16 protein-coding genes are annotated in these 20,728 nt (G+C 68.5%); 6 read left to right on the forward strand and 10 right to left on the reverse strand.

What is annotated here, in order from left to right:
* Window positions 1-2 precede the first annotated feature (2 nt).
* A complete protein-coding gene (gene ppc, locus ACWDTI_RS11120; RefSeq protein ID WP_449738131.1) occupies window positions 3-2,855 on the forward strand; it encodes a phosphoenolpyruvate carboxylase in 2,853 nt (950 codons plus the stop codon).
* Window positions 2,856-3,033: 178 nt separating this feature from the next.
* On the opposite strand, the gene pgl is transcribed toward ppc, so the two are convergent.
* The 5 genes from pgl to tkt are packed head-to-tail and all read right to left on the reverse strand — an operon-like array spanning window position 3,034 to window position 9,487.
* Window positions 3,034-3,765: a 6-phosphogluconolactonase gene (gene pgl, locus ACWDTI_RS11125; protein ID WP_449738305.1), complete on the reverse strand. Its 732-nt coding sequence runs from the start codon at window positions 3,763-3,765 to the stop codon at window positions 3,034-3,036.
* Complete coding sequence (locus tag ACWDTI_RS11130) at window positions 3,765-4,685, reverse strand: glucose-6-phosphate dehydrogenase assembly protein OpcA (protein WP_449738132.1); 921 nt, start codon at window positions 4,683-4,685, stop codon at window positions 3,765-3,767. The genes pgl and ACWDTI_RS11130 overlap by 1 nt, the downstream gene beginning before the upstream one ends.
* Window positions 4,686-4,735: 50 nt before the next feature.
* Window positions 4,736-6,274 (reverse strand): glucose-6-phosphate dehydrogenase, encoded by a 1,539-nt coding sequence (gene zwf / locus ACWDTI_RS11135; protein ID WP_449738133.1) that lies wholly within the window; start codon window positions 6,272-6,274, stop codon window positions 4,736-4,738.
* Between the two features lie 5 nt (window positions 6,275-6,279).
* Complete coding sequence (gene tal, locus ACWDTI_RS11140) at window positions 6,280-7,398, reverse strand: transaldolase (RefSeq protein ID WP_449738134.1); 1,119 nt, start codon at window positions 7,396-7,398, stop codon at window positions 6,280-6,282.
* 10 nt (window positions 7,399-7,408) lie between these two features.
* Complete coding sequence (gene tkt, locus ACWDTI_RS11145) at window positions 7,409-9,487, reverse strand: transketolase (protein WP_449738135.1); 2,079 nt, start codon at window positions 9,485-9,487, stop codon at window positions 7,409-7,411.
* Window positions 9,488-9,691: 204 nt separating this feature from the next.
* Here tkt and ACWDTI_RS11150 point away from each other — a divergent pair, with 204 nt between their 5' ends.
* Window positions 9,692-10,693 (forward strand): heme o synthase, encoded by a 1,002-nt coding sequence (locus ACWDTI_RS11150; RefSeq protein WP_449738136.1) that lies wholly within the window; start codon window positions 9,692-9,694, stop codon window positions 10,691-10,693.
* 19 nt (window positions 10,694-10,712) lie between these two features.
* On the opposite strand, the gene ACWDTI_RS11155 is transcribed toward ACWDTI_RS11150, so the two are convergent.
* Complete coding sequence (locus ACWDTI_RS11155) at window positions 10,713-11,681, reverse strand: quinone oxidoreductase family protein (protein ID WP_449738137.1); 969 nt, start codon at window positions 11,679-11,681, stop codon at window positions 10,713-10,715.
* A 96-nt stretch (window positions 11,682-11,777) separates the two neighbouring features.
* Here ACWDTI_RS11155 and ACWDTI_RS11160 point away from each other — a divergent pair, with 96 nt between their 5' ends.
* Window positions 11,778-12,158: a hypothetical protein gene (locus tag ACWDTI_RS11160; RefSeq protein ID WP_449738138.1), complete on the forward strand. Its 381-nt coding sequence runs from the start codon at window positions 11,778-11,780 to the stop codon at window positions 12,156-12,158.
* Between the two features lie 130 nt (window positions 12,159-12,288).
* Here ACWDTI_RS11160 and ACWDTI_RS11165 read toward each other — a convergent pair whose 3' ends face one another.
* From ACWDTI_RS11165 to mptB, 4 genes are all read right to left on the reverse strand, one after another.
* Entirely contained in the window at window positions 12,289-13,302 is a 1,014-nt protein-coding gene (locus ACWDTI_RS11165; protein ID WP_449738139.1) for a COX15/CtaA family protein, read from the reverse strand.
* The gene (locus ACWDTI_RS11170) at window positions 13,299-14,105 is read right to left on the reverse strand and encodes an ABC transporter permease (protein WP_449738140.1); all 807 of its coding nucleotides are present in this window, start codon (window positions 14,103-14,105) and stop codon (window positions 13,299-13,301) included. The genes ACWDTI_RS11165 and ACWDTI_RS11170 overlap by 4 nt, the downstream gene beginning before the upstream one ends.
* Complete coding sequence (locus ACWDTI_RS11175; protein WP_449738306.1) at window positions 14,102-15,025, reverse strand: ABC transporter ATP-binding protein; 924 nt, start codon at window positions 15,023-15,025, stop codon at window positions 14,102-14,104. Before ACWDTI_RS11175 ends, ACWDTI_RS11170 begins: the two co-directional genes overlap by 4 nt.
* Before the next feature lie 125 nt (window positions 15,026-15,150).
* Window positions 15,151-16,977: a polyprenol phosphomannose-dependent alpha 1,6 mannosyltransferase MptB gene (gene mptB / locus ACWDTI_RS11180; protein WP_449738141.1), complete on the reverse strand. Its 1,827-nt coding sequence runs from the start codon at window positions 16,975-16,977 to the stop codon at window positions 15,151-15,153.
* Between the two features lie 183 nt (window positions 16,978-17,160).
* Between mptB and ACWDTI_RS11185 the strand changes: the two genes are divergently transcribed.
* The 3 genes from ACWDTI_RS11185 to sufD are packed head-to-tail and all read left to right on the forward strand — an operon-like array spanning window position 17,161 to window position 20,515.
* Entirely contained in the window at window positions 17,161-17,901 is a 741-nt protein-coding gene (locus ACWDTI_RS11185; RefSeq protein ID WP_449738307.1) for a helix-turn-helix transcriptional regulator, read from the forward strand.
* On the forward strand, window positions 17,898-19,334 hold the full coding sequence (gene sufB, locus ACWDTI_RS11190) for a Fe-S cluster assembly protein SufB (protein WP_449738142.1): 1,437 nt from the start codon (window positions 17,898-17,900) through the stop codon (window positions 19,332-19,334). The genes ACWDTI_RS11185 and sufB overlap by 4 nt, the downstream gene beginning before the upstream one ends.
* Window positions 19,334-20,515: a Fe-S cluster assembly protein SufD gene (gene sufD, locus ACWDTI_RS11195; protein ID WP_449738143.1), complete on the forward strand. Its 1,182-nt coding sequence runs from the start codon at window positions 19,334-19,336 to the stop codon at window positions 20,513-20,515. The genes sufB and sufD overlap by 1 nt, the downstream gene beginning before the upstream one ends.
* The last annotated feature ends 213 nt before the right edge of the window (window positions 20,516-20,728 follow it).

Raw genomic sequence — 20,728 nt, forward strand, 5'->3', positions numbered from 1 at the left:
GGATGAGCGAATCGATCTCGCCAGAATCCATCCCATCGTTCGGAGCGCCCGCCTGGCGCCCCACCATGACAATCGCCGACCACATCGTCATCGACGATGAAGGGCGAGCCCTGACCGAGCCGTTGCGTGAGGACATCCGCCTGCTGGGCGGCATTCTCGGCGACACCATCCGTGAGCATTCCGGCGACACGGTCTTCGAGCTCGTGGAGGCCGCCCGGATCGCCGCGTTCCGCATCCGCCGCGCCGAGATGGACCGCGACGAACTGGCCGACATGTTCACCGATCTGGACATGGACGTCGCGATGCCGGTGATCCGCGCGTTCACCAACTTCGCCCTGCTGGCCAATCTCGCCGAGGACATCCACCGTGAACGCCGCCGGGCGATTCACGTGCGCGCGGGGGACCCGCCCCAGCACAGCACCCTGGCCGCCACCTACGAGAAGCTCGCGGCAGCCGACCTGAGCGACGAGGCGGTCGGTCGCGCGCTCGCCGACGCGACCGTGGTTCCGGTCATCACCGCCCATCCCACCGAGACTCGGCGACGCACGGTGTCCGAGGCGCAGAACCGCATCACCGGGTTGCTCCGCTATCGGGAACGCACCGAGCTGACCTCGACCGAGGAGGCCGAGGTGCTGCTGCGGCTGCGCCGGCAGATCCTCACCCTGTGGCAGACCGCGCTGATCCGGCTCGAGCGGTTGACGATTCAGGACGAGATCCGTTCCGGACTCCGCTATTACGACGCGGCGTTCTTCGCGGTGATACCGAAGATCAACACCGGTGTGCGGCACACGCTAGCCGCCGCCTATCCGGACGCGGGTCTCACCAAGGACCCGATGCTGCGGATGGGGTCGTGGATCGGCGGCGACCGTGACGGCAACCCGTTCGTCACCAACGAGATCGTCGAGATGGCAACCACTCTTGCCGCGCGCACCGCGATCGGCAATCACCTGTCCGAATTGCACCTCCTCGCCGAAGAACTCAGCATGTCCGGCCGGCTGATGTCGCCGGACGACACGATCTATCGGCTCGCCGGGGTGTCGCCGGATGACCCGGCCTCCGACGAGCCCTTCCGGCTCGCGTTGCGCCACATCCGTTCTCGCCTGGTCGCGACGGCCACCGAGTTGTTCGGCGAAGAAGTGATGAAGGCCTCGGACCTGTTCCTGCTCGACGGCGCGCAACCGTATCCGACCGCCGACGACCTGCTCGCCGACCTCGACGTCATCGACGCCGGTCTGCGTTCGGCCGGCGACGACATCCTCGCCGACGACCGGCTGCTCATCCTACGGGAATCGGTGCGCACCTTCGGTTTTCATCTGTCGGGTCTGGACATGCGGCAGAACTCCGACATGCACGAAGAGGTCATCGCCGAATTGCTGGCGTGGGCGGGCATACATCCGGACTACCTGTCGCTCGACGAGGCGGAACGCGTCGAGATCCTGAGCTCCGAACTGAACAACCGACGCCCGCTGACCCGGCCCGACGCGGAACTGTCGGAGCTGGCCACCAAGGAACTCAACATCGTCCGCGCCGCGGCCGCGGCGGTCGGGCGGTTCGGGCCGCAGGCGGTGCCGAACTACATCATCAGCATGTGCACCTCGGTGTCGGACATGCTCGAGCCGATGATCCTGCTGAAGGAGGCGGGGCTCATCGACATCGACGCCGAGACCGGCAAGCTCGCGTCGACGGTGCGGATCGTGCCGCTGTTCGAGACGATCGAGGATCTGCAGCAGGGTGCCGAGACCTTGCTGGCGGCACTGGACATCCCCCTCTACCGCGACCTCGTCGAGGGTCAGGCGGGGATGCAGGAAGTCATGCTCGGGTACTCGGATTCCAACAAGGACGGCGGGTACATGGCCGCCAACTGGGCGCTGTACCGCGGTGAACTCGATCTGGTCGAGGCGGCCGAGAAGGCGGGAATCCGGTTGCGGCTGTTCCACGGTCGCGGCGGCACTGTCGGCCGTGGCGGCGGCCCCAGCTATGACGCGATCCTCGCGCAGCCGCCGGGCGCCGTCCAGGGTTCGCTGCGGATCACCGAGCAGGGCGAGATCATCGCCGCCAAGTACGCCGAACCCGTACTCGCCGAACGCAATCTGGAAACCCTGCTGGCCGCGACCATCGAATCGTCGCTGCTCGACATCGAGGGACTCGGCGACGAATCCGACGACGCCTACACCAACATGGACGAGATCGCGTCCCTGGCCCGATCGGCGTACAGCAAACTCGTTCACGAGACACCGGGATTCGTCGAGTACTTCACGTCGTCGACGCCGCTGTCGGAGATCGGGGCGCTCAACATCGGCAGCCGGCCGGCGTCACGGAAGCAGACCGAGAAGATCTCCGATCTGCGCGCCATCCCGTGGGTACTGTCCTGGACGCAGTCGCGCGTGATGCTGCCCGGCTGGTACGGCACGGGTTCGGCGTTCGAGCAGTGGATCGGCGACGACACCGCGCGGCTCGAGACGCTGCGGCACTACTACGAGAAGTGGCCGTTCTTCCGGACCGTCATGTCGAACATGGCGCAGGTGCTCGCCAAGTCGGACATGGGCCTCGCACACCGTTACGCCCAACTCGTCGACGACGAAGAGTTGCGCGACAAGGTCTTCGGCATGATCGTCGAGGAGCACGAACGCACCATCGCGATGTACTCCAAGATCACCGGCACCGAGGACCTCCTCGCGGACAACTCGGCGCTCAAGCGCTCGGTGTACAACCGCTTCCCGTACCTCGAGCCGCTCAACCTGCTCCAGGTGGAGTTGCTGCGCCGCTTCCGCGCCGGCGACGACGTCCCCCGGGTGCGTCGCGGGATCCAGATGACCATGAACGGGCTGGCGACGGCCCTGCGCAACTCGGGGTAGCGGGCCGCTCGTCAGGGTCTCGATGCGCTCGGCTCCTTCGTCGCCGGGCTTACTCGACCAGCGGTGGGGGGCGTTTCTCGCTCAGCGGAAACGGCGTTCCCGCCCGCTGATCGAGTAAGGCTCCGAGCGAAGCGAGGCGCCGCATCGAGATCACTGCCCCGACGCTCCGCGGGGCGAGCTACAACTTCGACGCGGCCGGTCGGTCGAGGAACCAGACGGTCTCGTCGGTGCCGTGGGCGCCGGCGCACGGCCAGTCGGCGGCGTGGGCGCCGGTGTGGGCGGCGGCGACCGCCTCGGCCTTGTCCTCGCCCGACACCAGGAACCAGACCGCCTTGCTGCGGTTGACCGCGGGCAGCGTGAGGGTGATCCGCCGGGGCGGCGGCTTGGGGGAGTCCTCGACGGCCACAACTATTTTCACGGCCTCCGCCGTGGCCGGGGTGTGCGGGAAGAGGGAGTTGATGTGCCCTTCGCCGCCCATGCCGAGCAGATGCAGGTCGAAGTGGGGGATCGCACCGGAACCGACCTCGAACAGCTCCTCGGCGTAGGCCGCGGCCGCGGCGTCGATGTCGTCGCCGAACTCGCCGTCCGAGGGCGCCATCACATGCACACGGGCGGGATCGACCGGGACCTTGTCCAGCAGGGCCTCGGCGGCCTGGCGCGAGTTACGTTCCGGGTCGTCGGCGGGCACGAAACGATCATCCCCCCAGAACAATTCGACACGACTCCAGTCGACATGCCCGCTGTCGGCGGCCAGCGCGTCGAGGATGGCGATCCCGTTGCTGCCGCCGGTCAGCACCACCGTCGCGATCCCGCGTTCGGTCTGTGCCCGGGTCACGACATCCGCGAAACGCGTCGCCGCGGTGTGGACGAGCTGGGTCTTGTCGTCGAAGACCAGGGTTTCCGGTGTCATCACGCGCTCGCCTTCTCTTCCGACTCGACCTCGGCCACACCCTGCAGCGCAAAGGCGTAGACCTCGTCGAGGTCGAGGCGGCGGAGTTCCTCGGACACCAGCATCGGCAGGTCGCGGTGGGTCATGGCGACCCGTCCGTCGGGTTTGCCGGGGGTGGTCAGCACCGCATTGTTGTTGCCGTCCACGGCGAGCACCGTCGGCCCTTCGTCGCGGAACAGCCGCACCTCGAAGCTGCCGACGCGGCGCGTGGTGGGTACCTTCAGCGCCCACCGGAGCCACCCCGCGAGCAGGTCCACGCTCGGTGACTGGCACGGTCCGGTGACCTCCACCGCGGTCACCGGGGTGTGCGGCGGGCGGTCCATCGCGGACGCGAGCAGGGCCCGCCAATGGGTGATCTGGGTCCACGCCAGGTCGGAGTCGCCGGGCGCGTAGGTGGCGAGTCGGCGCGCGAGAACCGTTGCCGGATCGGACGATTTGCTCGCGTCGAGGATGCGCCGACGGCCCAGTGTGCCCATCGAATCGGTCGCCGGGTTCTCCGGCGCGGCCCCGGGCCACCAGGTGACCACCGGGGTGTCGGGAAGCAGGAACGGGGTGACCACCGACCGGGGGTGGTTGGCGAGTTCGCCCTCGAGTGCCAGCACCACCACCTCCGAGGCGCCGGCGTCGCCGCCGACCCGGATCTCGGCGTCGAGACGCGATTCGCCGTCGCGAGACCCCTTGGCCACCACGATCACTCGGCTCGGGTGTTCGCTGCTGGCGCCGATCGCCGCCTCGATGGCGCCTTCGGTCGGCTCGCCGCGCGCGGCGACCACCACCAGCGTGAGCACTCGGCCGAGGCTGACCGCTCCGCCGGATTCGCGCACCTCGACGATCTTCTTGGCCACCTCACTGGTGGTCGTGTCGGACAACTCGACGATCATTGCGCGCCATCCCGTCTCATCGAAGGATCGGTCTCATGGTCGGTCGGATCTCACGGTCGCCGCCAGCAACGGCCGACCCGGTCCATCATCTCGTCGGCCGACGCCGGGCCCCAGGTACCGGACTCGTAGGTGTCCGGTGTGCCGGCGGCGGCCCACGCCTCGATCACCGGATCGAGGATCTCCCACGACAATTCGACCTCTTCGTTGACCGGGAACAGCGACGGCTCGCCGAGCAGGACATCGAGGATCAGACGTTCGTAGGCCTCCGGCGACGCCTCGGTGAAGGCCGTGCCGTAGCTGAAGTCCATGTTGACGTCCCGGACCTCCATGTGTGAGGCGGGCACCTTGGAGCCGAACCGCAGCGTGATGCCCTCGTCCGGCTGCACGCGGATCACCAGTGCGTTCTGGCTGAGTTCCTCGGTCATGGTCGCATCGAAGGGGAGGTGCGGTGCGCGTTTGAACACCAGCGCGATCTCGGTGACCCTGCGGCCCAACCGCTTTCCGGTGCGCAGATAGAACGGCACACCCGCCCAGCGGCGTGAGTCCACCTCGAGGGCGATGGCCGCGAACGTCTCCGTCGTGGAGTCCTTCGCGAAGCCTTCCTCGTCGAGCAGTCCGGGGACCTTGTCGCTGCCCTGCCAGCCCGGGCCGTACTGGCCGCGCGCGGTGTTCTCCTCGAGCGGCAGGATGTTGCGGGTGGCGGCGAGTACCTTGATCTTCTCGGCCTGTAACTGCTTGGGCTCGAAGGAGATCGGTTCCTCCATCGCCACCAGCGCCATCAACTGCAGCAGGTGGTTCTGGATGACGTCGCGGGCGGCGCCGATGCCGTCGTAGTAGCCGGCGCGGCCGCCGAGTCCGATGTCCTCGGCCATCGTGATCTGCACGTGGTCGATGTAGTGCGAACTCCACAGCGGATCGAACAGCTGGTTGGCGAACCGCAATGCCAGGATGTTCTGCACCGTCTCCTTGCCGAGGTAGTGGTCGATGCGGAACACCGACGACTCGGGGAAGACGCTGTTGACGATGGCGTTGAGTTCCTTCGCGGACTCGAGATCGTGTCCGAACGGCTTCTCGATCACCACCCGGCGCCAATTGTCCTGCGAACCCGGTTGCGCCAGTCCACTCCGGTGCAACTGCTCACAGACCGTGGGGAACGCCTTCGGCGGGATCGACAGGTAGAACGCGTGATTGCCGTCGGTACCGCGTTCCTTGTCGAGGGTGGCCAGGGTGTCGGACAGGCGGTCGAACGCGGCGTCGTCGTCGAAGGATCCCTGGACGAACCGGAAGCCCTCGACCAGCCGTTCCCACACCTCCTCGCGGAAGCCGGTGCGGGCGTGGTCGCGGACCGCGTCGTGCACGATCTTGGCGAAATCCTCGTCGTCCCAATCACGTCGGGCGAAGCCGACGAGCGCGAACGACGGCGGGAGCAACCCGCGGTTGGCCAGGTCGTACACCGCGGGCATCAGCTTCTTGCGCGCCAGGTCGCCCGTGACACCGAAGATGATGAGGCTGCACGGCCCGGCGATCCGGGGGAGCCGCTTGTCGCGCGGATCGCGGAGCGGATTGACCCAGCCCAGGCTGTCGGGCAACCGACTCAGCCCTTCGCGGAGGCGAGCTGCTCGGACGTGGCCTGCAGCAGTTCGTTCCAGGCATCCTCGAACTTCTGCACGCCCTCGTCCTCGAGGACGGCGAACACGTCGTCGAGGTCGATGCCCTGTGCGGCGATCGCTTCGAAGACCTCCTGCGACTCGGCGGACTTGCCGATGATCGACCCGGTGTTGACCCAGCCGTGGTCGGCGAAGGCGTCCATGGTCTTGCCCGGCATGGTGTTGACCGTGTTGGGGGCGACCAGTTCGCTGACGTAGAGCGTGTCGGGGTAGTCGGGATTCTTCACGCCGGTCGACGCCCACAGGGGGCGCTGCGGGCGGGCGCCGGCGGCGAGCAGATCGGGGAAGCGGGATTCCACCTCGAAGACCTGCTGGTAGGCGTGATAGGCGAGGCGGGCGTTGGCCAGCCCGGCCTTGCCCTTGAGTGCGACGGCCTCCGGGGTGCCGACGGCGTCGAGGCGCTTGTCGATCTCGGTGTCCACCCGGGAGACGAAGAACGACGCCACCGAGTGGATCGTCGACAGGTCGTGGCCGGCCTGGGCCGCGGCGTCGAGGCCGTCGAGGTAGGCGTCCATGACCCCCTGATAGCGGTCGACGGAGAAGATCAGCGTGACGTTGACGCTGATGCCCTCGGCGAGGACCCGGGTGATGGCCGGCAGTCCCGCCTTGGTGGCCGGGATCTTGATCAGCAGGTTGGGGCGGTCGACGATCTTCCACAGCTCGATTGCCTGGGCGACGGTGGCGTCGGTGTCGTGAGCGAGGCGGGGATCGACCTCGATCGACACCCGGCCGTCGACGCCGTCGGACTCCTCGTACGCCCCGGCGAGCACGTCGCACGCGTTGCGCACGTCGTCGGTGGTGACGGTGCGGATGGTGGCGTCGACGTCGGCGCCGCGGGCGGCGAGTTCGGACACCTGCGCGTCGTAGCTGGTGCCCTTCGACAGCGCTGCCTGGAAGATCGACGGGTTGGTGGTGACGCCGACGACGGATTTGGTGGCGATCAGGTCTTTCAGGTCGCCGGATGCGATGAGGTCGCGCGACAGGTCATCGAGCCACACCGATACACCGGCGGCGGACAGTTCGGCGAGCTTCTCGTTCTGGGTCACGATGGTCTCCTTACTTGTTGACGACACCCTCGGCGGCGGCGGTGACCGCGTCTGCCGTGATGCCGAATTCCTGGTAGAGAACCTTGTAATCGGCCGATGCGCCGAAGTGGTCGAGTGCGACGATCGCGCCGGTGTCGCCGACGATGCGATACCACGGCATCGCGATCCCGGCCTCCACCGACACCTTCGGCACCGACGGCGGCAGCACCGCGTCCTGGTAGGCCTGGTCCTGCTCGAAGAACCACTCGAAACACGGCATGGACACCACGCGCGCGGTGATCCCCTTGTCCGCCAATGCCTTTGCCGCCTCGACGGCGAGATACACCTCGGAGCCGGTGCCGATGAGCACGACATCGGGTTCGGTTTCGGTGCCGACCAGCGTGTAGGCGCCCTTGGCGACGCCGTCGGCGCTGGTGCCCTCCAGGATCGGCACGTTCTGGCGGGTCAGGGCCAGACCGACCGGGTTGCGGCGCCGGACGAGCAGGGTCTGCCAGGCGGCGGCCGTCTCGTTGGCGTCGGCCGGGCGCACCACGTCGAGATGCGGGATGGCCCGCAGCGCGGCGAGATGCTCCACCGGCTGATGGGTGGGGCCGTCCTCGCCGAGCCCGATGGAGTCGTGGGTCCAGACGTAGATCGGGTCGATCTCCATCAGCGCGGCCAGGCGCACCGCGGGGCGCATGTAGTCGGCGAACTGCAGGAAGGTGCCGCCGTAGGCGCGGGTCGGCCCGTGCAGCGCGATGCCGGAGAGGATGGCGCCCATCGCGTGCTCGCGGATGCCGAAGTGCAGGGTGCGGCCATACGGGTTGGCCGACCACTTCTTGGTGGAGATCGACGACGGGCCGAACGACGCCGCCCCGTCCATGGTCGTGTTGTTGGAGCCGGCCAGGTCGGCCGATCCGCCCCACAGTTCGGGCAGCACGGACCCGAGCGCGGAGAGCACCTTGCCGGAGGCGGCGCGGGTCGCGACGTCCTTGTCGCCGGGCGACCACGACGGCAGCACCTCGGTCCAGCCGTCGGGAAGTTCGTGCGCCGCAAGGCGGTCGAAGAGGTCCTTGTGGGTGGGGTTGGTCTCGGCCCAGGTGTCGAAGTCCTTCTGCCAGGCCGCCTTCGCCGCCTCGCCGCGCTCGACGAGCTTGCGGGTATGGCCGATGACCTCGTCGGAGACCTCGAAGGTCTTCTCCGGGTCGAAGCCGAGGATCTTCTTGGTGGCGGCGATCTCGTCGTCGCCGAGGGCCGCGCCGTGCGCGGCGCCGGTGTTCATCTTGGTGGGCGCCGGGTACCCGATGATGGTGCGCACGCAGATGATCGAGGGCTTGTCGGTGACCGCCTTGGCGGCCTCGATCGCGGCCTCGATCGCGACGACGTCCTCGCCGCCGTCAACGGTCTGCACGTGCCAGCCGTAGGCCTCGTAGCGGGCGGCGACGTTCTCCGACAGCGCGATGTCGGTGTCGTCCTCGATGGAGATCTGGTTCTCGTCGTAGAAGACGATCAGGTTGCCCAGCTGCTGGGTCCCGGCCAGCGACGACGCCTCCGAGGTGACGCCCTCTTCGATGTCGCCGTCGGAGGCGATGACGTAGATGTGGTGGTCGAACGGCGACTGACCCGCGGGGGCGTCCGGGTCGAACAGGCCGCGCTCGTAGCGGGCGGCCATCGCCATGCCGACCGCCGAGGCCAGACCCTGACCGAGCGGGCCGGTGGTGATCTCCACGCCTTTGGTGTGGCGGTATTCGGGGTGGCCCGGGGTCAGCGATCCCCAGGTGCGCAGCGCCTCGATGTCGGGCAGTTCGAGCCCGAACCCACCGAGGTAGAGCTGGATGTAGAGCGTGAGGCTGGAATGCCCGCACGAGAGTACGAACCGGTCGCGGCCGACCCAGTCGGTGTCGGCCGGATCGTGGCGCATCACGCGCTGGAACAGGGTGTAGGCCAGCGGTGCCAGACTCATCGCGGTACCGGGGTGGCCGCTGCCGCATTTCTGCACGGCGTCGGCGGCGAGCAGCCGAGCGGTGTCGACCGCGCGGGTGTCGGTCTCGGTCCAGTCGTCGGGGTATGCCGGTGTGGTCAACGCGCGGATGTCATCGGTGAGCGCCACGGTGGTGCTGTCTCCTGTGCCTAGTCGGTGCGGGGTGGGACCGGTCGGGGGGTCGTGGGATGTCACAGCTACGCGGTCCAGAATAGTGCGCCGGTGGTCATCGGGCTGAGACGGGCTCGATTCTCCGATCGCCGACGCCACGGTCTACCATCGTCGGTAGTAGCCCAGAAGTCTCTCCGGAGCAGGGCAGACGAGGAGTTGCGCGTGAGGATTGGGGATCGTGTGAGCGGAGATCTGTCCGCCACATCCCGTGGCACCGCATCCCGTGGCACTCGGCAGGATTCGGCCACCACTCCCGACTCGCGGTTCGCGCGGGTTCGCGCGACCGTGCTCGCGTACATCGCACTGACCAAACCGCGCGTCATCGAACTCCTGCTGGTGGCGACCATCCCGGTCATGCTGCAGGCCGATCGCGGTCACGTCGACATCGGGCTGATCGCCTTCACGCTCGTCGGCGGATGGCTGGGGGCCGGCAGCGCCAACACGCTCAACATGGTCGCCGACGCGGACATCGACCAGAAGATGAAGCGCACCGCGCGTCGTCCGCTGGCCCGCCATGCGGTGTCGACACGCAGCGCGCTGGTGTTCGGCATCCTGCTGTGGCTCGCGTCGTTCGCGGTGCTTTGGTGGGCCGCCAATCTGCTGAGCGCGTTGCTGGTCACCGCGACCATCGCGTTCTACGTCGGCGTCTACACGATGATCCTCAAGCGCCGCACCTGGCAGAACGTGGTGTGGGGTGGTGCCGCCGGCTGCATGCCGACCCTGGTCGGGTGGGCCGCCGTGACGGGCAGCATCAGCTGGCAGCCGATCGTGCTGTTCCTGGTCATCTTCTTCTGGACGCCGCCACACACCTGGGCGCTGGCGATGCGCTACAAGGAGGACTACCGGGCGGCCGGAGTGCCCATGCTCCCGGTGATCGCCACCGAGGAACGCGTCACCCGTCAGATGATGATCTACACGTGGCTGACGGTGCTGAGCTCGCTGGTGCTGGTCATCGGTGCGAGCTGGATCTATCTCGCGGTGGCCGTACTGGCCGGCGGCTGGTTCGCCAGCCGGGTGCAGAAGCTGTACCGCGCGACCCGGGCGGGCGCCGAGGTGGAACCGCTCAAGATCTTCCTGCAGTCCAACGAGTACCTGGCGATCCTGTTCTGCGGTCTGGCGATCGACGCCGTCGTCAACCTGCCGGTGATCTCCAGCTACTTCTGAGCCGTTCGGCGCTGCCCGCTCATTCCGGAACGAGAACCGTCGCGCCGGTCGTGGCACGTCCTTCCAGATCGATGTGTGCCTGCGCTGCGTCGCCCAACCGGTAGTGCTGCCCGACCCGGACGTCGACCTTCCCGTCCGCGACGGCACCCAGGTACTCGCCGGCACGCCAGCGCAGCTCGTCGGGATCGGCGATGAAATGCCCGAGCGTGGGACGGGTCACCGACAACGATCCGGCCGGGTTCAGGCGCTGCAGATCGAACGGCGGCACCGGACCCGACGACGCGCCGAACAGCACGATGATCCCGCGCACCGCCGTCGACGCCAACGACTGCTCGAAGGTGTCGGCGCCGACGCCGTCGTACACCACCGGCACGCCCCGCCCGTCGGTGGCCGAGCGCACCCGCTCGGCCAGGTCGTCGCCGTAACGCAGCACAAGGTCGGCGCCCGCGGCCGTCGAGAGCGCCTCCTTCTCGTCGCTGGACACCGTCGTGATCACCCGAATGTCGCGCAGCTTGGCCAGCTGGGTCAGGATCAGGCCGACACCGCCCGCGCCGGCATGGATCAGCACGGTGTCACCCGCCGCGGGATGCGCGCTGCCGTCGAGCAGATAGTGCGCGGTCAGACCCCGCAGGATCGCCGAGCCGGCGACGTCGTCGGGTACCCCGTCGGGCACCGGCACCGCCCGGGCGGCACGCACGGCGACGAGTTCGGCATAGCTGGCCGGTGAGTCGACCCAGCAGACCCGGTCGCCGACGGCCGGTGACGTCACGTCGGCGCCGACGGCGACCACCTCACCGGCGCCCTCGCTGCCCGGCACGTACGGCGGTGTGGACGGGTACATCCCCTTGCGGAGATAGGTGTCGATGAAGTTGACGCCGACCGCCGCCGTCCGGACGAGCACCTCGTCCGGTGCGGGGATCGGGTCGTCGACCGTCCCGTACTCCAGAACCTCGGGGCCGCCGTGCCGAACAACCTGAATTGCGCGCATGGGACCGTTCTACACGGTCGCCGCGGCCCGGCGTGCTCGGCCGTCGTCGGTGAGCCGCGCCGGGCGCGGCAGACGGGCGTCGGTATCATCACCGGCATGAGCGAGCAGCCAGAATCCGAGAGCCCCGACACGACGACGCCGACCGCAGCGGTCGCCCCCGGCGACGTGGTCTCCTCGGTCAAGGGATTCATCTCCCGCGAGGGCGGCTCGGCGAAGGCGGTGCTGCAGCCGATCGGTGCGGCCGGTGTCCGCATCACGCTGGTGGGGGAGTCGGGCGGCATTCTCGGTGACCGGGTGGTGGCCGACGTGGCGACCGCCGAGGCGGTGGTGAACGCCGTCGACGGCCTCGAGATCGCCGAGTGGGATCGCGAGCTCACCTCGACGGCGAACGTCAAGGAGTCGCATTACCGCAAGATGGCGGGCTGGGTGGCCGGCCAGAAGCGCTTCCCGAAGGCGCGCAACAACGCGATTCTCTGACCCTTCGACAAGCTCAGGGAGCGGAGACAAGCTCAGGGGGCGGAGGACAAGCTCAGGGGGCGGAGGACAAGCTCAGGGGGCGGAGACAAGCTCAGGGGCGGTTCCCGCCCGTTGAGCAGCCGACGAGGCGCTAGCCGAGTCGGCTTGTCGAAACGGCCGAAGCAGGAACGGGCGTCGCATCATCACCCGCGCCGCTCCCGAACTCCAACACCAGCTTCGTCGCGCCGATCAGCAGCAGCGCGCTCACGGTCATGTGGATGATCACCAGCACGACCGGCAGGTCGGTGTTGTACTGCACGACGCCGACGATGCCCTGCAGGGCGATCAGCCCGATGAACCGGTAGGCGGTGCGTCGTGCGGGCAGGTCCATGACGTGGGTGAACACCGCGATCGCCACCGACAACCCGATCAGCACGAACACCGCGTCGGCGTGCAGCTGGGTGGCGTGGTCGGGTGCCAGGCCGTTGCGCGGGGCCTCGGCGTCACCGGCGTGCGGACCGGATCCGGTCACCACCGTCCCGAGGTAGATGGCCGCCCACGTGACGAGGTACTGCAACCAGGCGAGGACCCGGCCCAGCCGGAGCGCGGGTGTGGGGGCGGGTGGCGCGGGGGCGTCCGGCCGGAGGCGCCAGACCAGCACGGTCGCGCCGGAAACCAGCACCATCGACAGCACGAAGTGCAGCGAGACCACCCATGGGTTGAGCTTGGTGAGCACGGTGATGCCGCCGATGACGCCCTGGAACGGGATGCCGAGCGCGAGCAGCGTGACCAGCCACCGGTCGCTCCGGGTCGATCCGACGCGGCGCCACACGGCGATCCAGGTGGCGATGGCGACGACCGTCAGCACCCACGTGAGCATGCGGTTGCCGAACTCGATGACGCCGTGCACGCCTAGCGCCTCGTGCGGCACGAACGAATCCCCGGTGCAGCGCGGCCACGTCGGGCAGCCGAGGCCGGAACCGGTGAGGCGCACCGCGCCGCCGGTCGCCACGATCCCGACGTTCGCGACGAGCAGCGCCACCGCCCACCAGTAGACGAATCGTGCGGTCGGCCGGCCGAAACCGGGGATCCGGTCGAAACGACCCGGGGCGCGGCTCGGCGCCGGCGCCGGCTCGGCGGTCGACGACGTCGGAGAAGCTGTCATTGGAACCGGAACCACCTCACCGCCAGCGCGCCGGCGACCGCCGACCACACCAGCAACACCACAATGCCGAACACATCCACGGACCCTCGGGTCGCCTGGTCGAGCGCCTCGGTCAGGGCGCCGGACGGCAGGCACCGCGCGACCCATTCCACGGCCGTCGGTACCCGGTCACCCATCACCACGAGGCTGCCGACACCGACGAGCGCGAACCACAGCAGGTTGGCCAGCGCGAGGACCACCTCGGCCTTCAGCGTCCCACCCAGCAACAACCCGAGTGCCGAGAAGCAGACGGTGCCGATGCCCAGGACCACGACACCCAGCAGCAGCCCCCACGGCACCGGCCGCCAGCCGAACGCCAGGCCGATCCCGCCGATGATCAACGCCTGCAGGGCCACGACGATGGCCACCGCGACCGACTTGCCGGCGATGATGCCCCACCGGGGGAGGGGTGTCGCACCCAGGCGTTTCAGGGCGCCGTATCGGCGGTCGAAGCCCACGGCGATCGCCTGTCCGGTGAAGGCGGTGGACATCACCGCGACCGTCATGATCGCGGGCACGAACGTCGCCGCGCGTTCGGCGGTCGACGTACCGAGCCCGGTGTCGACGGGCAGCAGGCAGAGACCGATCAACAGGGTGATCGGGATGAACAGGGTCAACAGCAGCTGCTCCCCGTTGCGCAGCAGCAGGGTCAACTCCATCCGCGACTGGGCCACCAGGATGGCCGGCAGCGATGCCGTGCGCGGCCGCGGCGTGAAGGTGCCGGGCGCAAAGCGGTTCTGCGCCGACGGGCTGGTCTGGGTCATGAACGCAGGGTCCGTCCGGTGAGATCGAGGAAGACGTCGGACAGACTGCGGGTCTCGACCCGCAGATCGGTGGCCAGCACATCGATCTTCACGCACCACGCCGTCACCGTCGCCAGTACCTGCGGTGTCACCTGCCCGTGCACGAGGTACTTGCCGGGCGACGATTCGGTGCACCGGTATCCCTCCGGCAGCGCGAGCAGCAGCAGCGACAGGTCCAGCGAGGGCGGCGCGGAGAACCGCAGTTCGTTCTCGGCGCCCCGGCTGGTCAGGTCGGCGGGTGTGCCGGCCGCGACGACCCGGCCGTGGTCGATGATCACGACCTGATCGGCGAGTTCCTCCGCCTCGTCCATCAGATGCGTGGTCAACAGCACCGACACCCCGTCCCCGCGGAGTCGGTCGATGAGCTCCCACACCATGATCCGGGCGTGGGCGTCGAGGCCTGCAGTGGGTTCGTCGAGGAACACCAGTTCCGGACGTCCGACGATCGCGCACGCCAGCGACAGACGCTGTTGCTGGCCGCCGGAGAGTCGGCGGAACGGTGTCCGGGCCGCGTCGGTGAGGCCGAGCGCGTCGAGCAGCCACGAGGGGTCGATCGGGTCCGCGCTGTAGGCGGCGCACAGCCGCAGCATTTCCTCCGCGCGTGCCCCGGGATAGGCGCCGCCGCCCTGCAGCATGACGCCGATGCGGCGGCGCAGCTGGTCGTTGTCGGCGATCGGGTCGAGCCCCAGAACGCGGACCCGCCCGGCATCGGCGGTCAGGAAACCCTCACACACCTCGACGGTCGTCGTCTTGCCGGCGCCGTTGGGACCGAGGAGTGCCAGGACCGTTCCGGTGTCCAGACGGAGGTCGAGTCCGTCGACGGCGGTGCGGTCCCCGTACCGCTTGACGAGACCCTCGACAGCGAGCGCGGGGTCGGTGATCCGGCGCTGATCGGGTCGTCGATCATCGTCGTGAAACCGCTGTGGGGTGGTCGTGCCGCGCACAAGGTCAGACTAGGCGTTCGCGGCCGGTCGCCAAAAACGTGTCGACGCTGCTGAGGCGCCGGTCACTCGGCGTCCACCCGGTCGACCCCGGGGTGGTCGTTCGCCGGGCTCTCCCGGTCGCGGCCGGTCCGGGCTCGCCACCAGCGGTGGATGGGCAGATCCTCGAAGAACAGTGCCGTCATCACCGCGACCATGATCACGCCGGCGAGCAGACCCTGCGCGAGGACGACGCCGCTGGTGTTGGAGCTCGTCGGCATCACGACGATCGCGATGATCGCCGACACGGCGATGGTCGTCAGGCGGAACCACGGGCGGGTCGCCCACGCGGCCAGCGGGATGACCGCCCACAGCAGGTACCAGGCCTGCACGAACGGCAGGAACAACACGACCGTGGCCATCGACACACCGAGCGCGCCCAGCGGGTGCAGCCGACCGGCGAGCGACGCCAGCATCCACCGCACGATGAACACCGCGGCCACGAGCTCGCCGAGCGGGCGGCCCACCTCGAGAATGGCCTGCGTCTGATCACCGAGCCCGAGGAGCAGTCCGAGGCGACCGGTCGTCACCGACAGCAAGGTGGGCATCGACATCCACGACCGCACCACGTCACCGGTGGACAGCGTCTTGGTCCAGCCGAACCCGAGTCCGGTGCCGGCGCTGATCACGCCCATGACGACGATGAGCACCACCCCGAAGAACGCACCCGACGCGGCGAGCGCGGCCACCGACCGACGGGACCGCTGCCACCATTCACCGATCGGCGCGTGCCGCAGCGCGGGCAGCGTGGCACCCCAGCGCTGGGCCAGGGCGATACCGACGAACCCGAGCGCGAGCATCGAGGTGACCTTGACCATCGCCGACGCCGACATCACCGCCGCACCGGCGACGAGCGTCCACCCGGCGGTCGTCGGCCACACCGTCGCGGGTCGTCGTAACCGGTCGGTGCCGTAGATCGCGCGGAAACACAACTCGAGGCCGACCAGCATCAGGCCGAGCATGAGCGCTTCGTTGTGGATGCCGCCCACCAGATGCAGGATCAGCAGCGGATTCATCGCACCCAGCCACAGCGCCGCCACCGACGACACCCCGCAGCGACGGGCCAGCCGGGGCAACGCCCACACGATCAGCGCGATGCCGAACAGCGCGACGAGGCGGTGCAGGAAGATCGCGGCGGTGATGTTGTCGCCGGTCACCGCGGTGATGCCCTTGCCGATCCACAGGAACAGCGGGCCGTAGGGCGCCGGGGTGTCGCGCCACAGGTTGGGCACCGAGCGGGTCAGGACGTGGTCGACGCCGAGCCCGCGGGCCGGACTGATCACGTACGGGTCCATCCCGCGGTGCGCGATCGCACTCTGCGCGAGATACGAATAGATGTCCTTCGACAGCAGGGGAGGCGCGATGATGATCGGCGCGATCCACAGCATCAGCGTCCGGTCCGCCTGCCGGCGGGTCATCCGGCGCTGCGGGCTGCGGCCGCCGAGCACTTCGACGCTGAACCGGCCGACGGCGAACCGCCCGATCAGCAGCCACGCGACGACCAGCATGATGGTGCCGCCGATCGACATGGTCAGCGCGGTGCTCCACATGCGGGACGGCAGCGACAGCACACGCATGCCGGCGACCGGGTTCTGCAGCACCGGGATCTGGCCGGTGCCCAGCGAACCGATCAGCAGCAGCACCGACCCCGTCGCGCCGAACAGCTTGATGCGCCGAAGGCGCGCATTCTCGGCGTCGTTGAGCGGCCCGACCTCACGCTCGTCGTCATGGAGACGGGCGACGGTCTTGCCGTAATCGCCGCGACGCTGGTCACCGCGGTCGACACGTGGTCGTTGCGGGGTGAGGCCGAGGTAGTCGCGCACCACCCGCAGCCGCGTCGTCGTTTCTGACACGCCTGCGACTCTAGGGCATGTCTTCCGATTCCCTTTGCAGGTCTTGGCGCAGTGGAATTGACAGACATGCCCTGAGGGAACGACGTCGGGATTCCCCACCCGGAAGGCGCCTGCGGAACGAGTGTTAGGACACCCTTGCTGGCGGTGCGGAAGTAATTACGACACACTCGTGTTGTGAAAACCATGGGGAGCGATGTCGTGCTGCCAGACGGCGGCCATGCCGACGGTCAGACGCGCGCCGCCGTGGTGTCCCTGCTCGTCGAGGACGGACCGCTGACGGCGACCGAGATCGCCGACCGTCTGGGCATCAGCGCCGCCGGCGTGCGCCGTCATCTCGACGCACTGACCGCGGCGGGGGATGTCGAGACGTCGTCCTCGGGCTTCGGCCGGCGTGGTCGGGGCCGCCCGGCGAAATGGTTCCAACTCACCCCGACCGGCCGTGGCAAGCTGCGGCACGCCTACGACGACCTGGCCGGGGCCGCGATGCGCACCATCCGCGACATCGCCGGTGAGGACGCGGTCGCCGCGTTCGCCCGTGACCGGGTCGAGCGGATCGTCGCGGACGTCGAGCCGGTCTCCGAGACCGGTTCGGTCGCCCGTACGGTCGGCGAGATCGCCGACGCGCTGACCAGCGCCGGCTATTCGGCCAACACCCGCGAGGTCGGCGCCGGGATGCAGATCTGCCAGCATCACTGCCCGGTCGCGCACGTAGCGTCCGAGTTCCCCGAACTGTGCGAGGCCGAGACCGCGGTGTTCACCGAACTGCTCGGCACCCATGTCCAGCGTCTCGCCACCATCGCCAACGGCGATTGCGCGTGCACCACGCACGTACCGCTCCACGCTCCACCAGATGTCAAGGCTCCACCGGATGCGCAGCCCGCATCCGTCCCGCAGAAGAAGTCGAGTCGAAAGGCCTCGCGATGACAGTGACCGATCCCAAGTCCGAGTCGTTGACCCAGGAGGAGACCATCGCGTCCCTGGGTCACTACGGATATGGTTGGGCCGATTCCGACGTCGCCGGCGCCAGCGCGCAGCGCGGCCTCTCCGAGGCGGTCGTCGCCGACATCTCCGGCAAGAAGAACGAGCCCGACTGGATGCTCGAGGCCCGGCTCAAGGCGCTGAAGATCTTCGATCGCAAGCCCATGCCGCACTGGGGTGCCGAACTCGACGACATCGACTTCGACAACATCAAGTACTTCGTCCGCTCCACCGAGAAGCAGGCGACCAGCTGGGAAGAACTCCCCGAGGACATCAAGAACACCTACGACAGGCTCGGCATCCCGGAGGCGGAGAAGCAGCGCCTCGTCGCCGGTGTCGCCGCGCAGTACGAGTCCGAGGTCGTCTATCACCAGATCCGTGAGGACCTCGAGCAGCAGGGCGTCATCTTCCTCGACACCGACACCGGTCTCAAGGAGCATCCGGAGCTGTTCCAGCGGTACTTCGGCTCGGTCATCCCCGCGGGCGACAACAAGTTCTCCGCGCTCAACACTGCGGTGTGGTCGGGTGGCTCGTTCATCTACGTGCCGCCGGGCGTGCACGTCGACATCCCCCTGCAGGCCTACTTCCGGATCAACACCGAGAACATGGGCCAGTTCGAGCGGACCCTGATCATCGTCGACGAGGGCGCCTACGTCCACTACGTCGAGGGCTGTACCGCACCGATCTACAAGACGGATTCACTGCACTCGGCGGTCGTCGAGATCATCGTCAAGAAGGGTGGCCGCTGCCGTTACACGACCATCCAGAACTGGTCGAACAACGTCTACAACCTGGTGACCAAGCGCGCCAAGGCCGAGGCCGGCGCCACCATGGAGTGGATCGACGGCAACATCGGCTCCAAGGTCACCATGAAGTACCCGGCCGTGTGGCTGACCGGTGAGCACGCCAAGGGCGAGGTGCTCTCGGTGGCATTCGCCGGCGAGGGCCAGCATCAGGACACCGGCTCCAAGATGGTGCACCTGGCGCCGAACACGTCGAGCAACATCGTCTCCAAGTCGGTGGCGCGCGGCGGTGGTCGCGCGTCCTACCGCGGTCTCATCAAGATCAACAACGGTGCGCACGGCAGCCGCTCGACGGTGAAATGCGATGCGCTGCTGGTGGACACCATCTCGCGCAGCGACACCTACCCGTACGTCGACATCCGCGAGGACGACGTCACGATGGGTCACGAGGCGACCGTGTCCAAGGTCTCCGACGACCAGCTGTTCTACCTCATGAGTCGCGGTCTGACCGAGGACGAGGCGATGGCCATGGTGGTCCGCGGCTTCGTCGAGCCGATCGCCAAGGAACTCCCCATGGAGTACGCCCTCGAACTCAACCGCCTCATCGAACTGCAGATGGAAGGAGCCGTCGGCTGATGGCCGATCCCACACTCCCGGTGTCCACCGACACGGTCACACCGGTCAACAAGGGTGAACAGTTCACCTCGTTCGACGTCGAGGCCTTCGAGGTCCCCAGCCCCCGCGAGGAGGCGTGGCGCTTCACGCCGTTCCGTCGGCTGCGTGGCCTGCACGACGGCAGCGCGCAGCGCACCGCCGACGCGACCGTCGAGGTCACCGGCTTCACCGACGGCGTGTCGGTGGACACGGTCGGCCGCGACGACGAACGTCTCGGCCAGGGCGGGGTGCCCTTCGATCGGGTTGCCGCACAGGCCTATTCGTCGTTCCAGACGGCGACGGTGGTGACCGTCAAGCGTGAGCAGGAACTGTCCGAGCCGGTCGTCATCACCCTCACCGGCCCCGGCGAGGGCGAAACGGCGTTCGGACACATCCAGATCCGGCTCGAGCAGTTCGCCCGTGCCGTCGTGGTGCTCGACCAGAAGGGGAGCGGCACCTACGCGGAGAACGTCGAGTTCATCGTCGGCGACTCGGCCGCGCTCACCGTGGTCAACGTCCACGACTGGGCCGACGACGCCGTGCACGTGGCCGCGCATCACATCAAGACCGGCCGCGACGCCGTCGTCCGGCACTTCGCGATCAGCTTCGGAGGCAACCTCGTTCGGCTGTCCCCGCTGGTGCATTACGACGCGCCGGGCGGCGACGTCGAGCTGTGGGGTCTGTACTTCGCCGACGCCGGGCAGCACCTCGAGCAGCGCCTGCTGGTCGACCACAGCCAGCCCAACTGCCGGTCCAACGTGGTGTACAAGGGTGCGCTGCAGGGCGATACGACCGGTGACCGCACTCGCGAGGCACACACCGTGTGGATCGGCGACGTGCTGATCCGGCCGGCCGCCGAGGGCACCGACACCTTCGAGCTCAACCGCAACCTGGTGCTCACCGACAATGCCCGAGCCGACTCGGTACCCAACCTGGAGATCGAGACCGGCGAGATCGTCGGTGCCGGACACGCCAGTGCCACCGGCCGTTTCGACGACGAGCAGCTGTTCTACCTGCAGGCCCGCGGGATCCCGGAGGACCAGGCCCGCCGCCTGGTGATCCGCGGATTCTTCGGCGAGGTGATCGCCAAGATCGCCGTGCCGGAACTGCGCGAACGCCTGGCCGCCGCCGTCGAACGCGAACTCGAGATCTCCGGCGCCTGAGCCCGCGTCCGATGGTTGAGCTTGTCGAAACCGCCGGCCCACCCGCTGATCGAGTAAGGCCCCGAGCGAAGCGAGGCGCCGCATCGAGATCACACCGCCGACCCGCTGATCGAGTAGCCGAGGCCAGCCGGCCCCAACCCGCCGATCGAGCCCCGAGGCGCAAGCCGACCCCAACCCGCTGATCGAGTAGTCCGAGGCGCCAGCCGAGGACGT

The sequence above is a fragment of the Gordonia sp. NPDC003424 genome, from assembly GCF_053588655.1.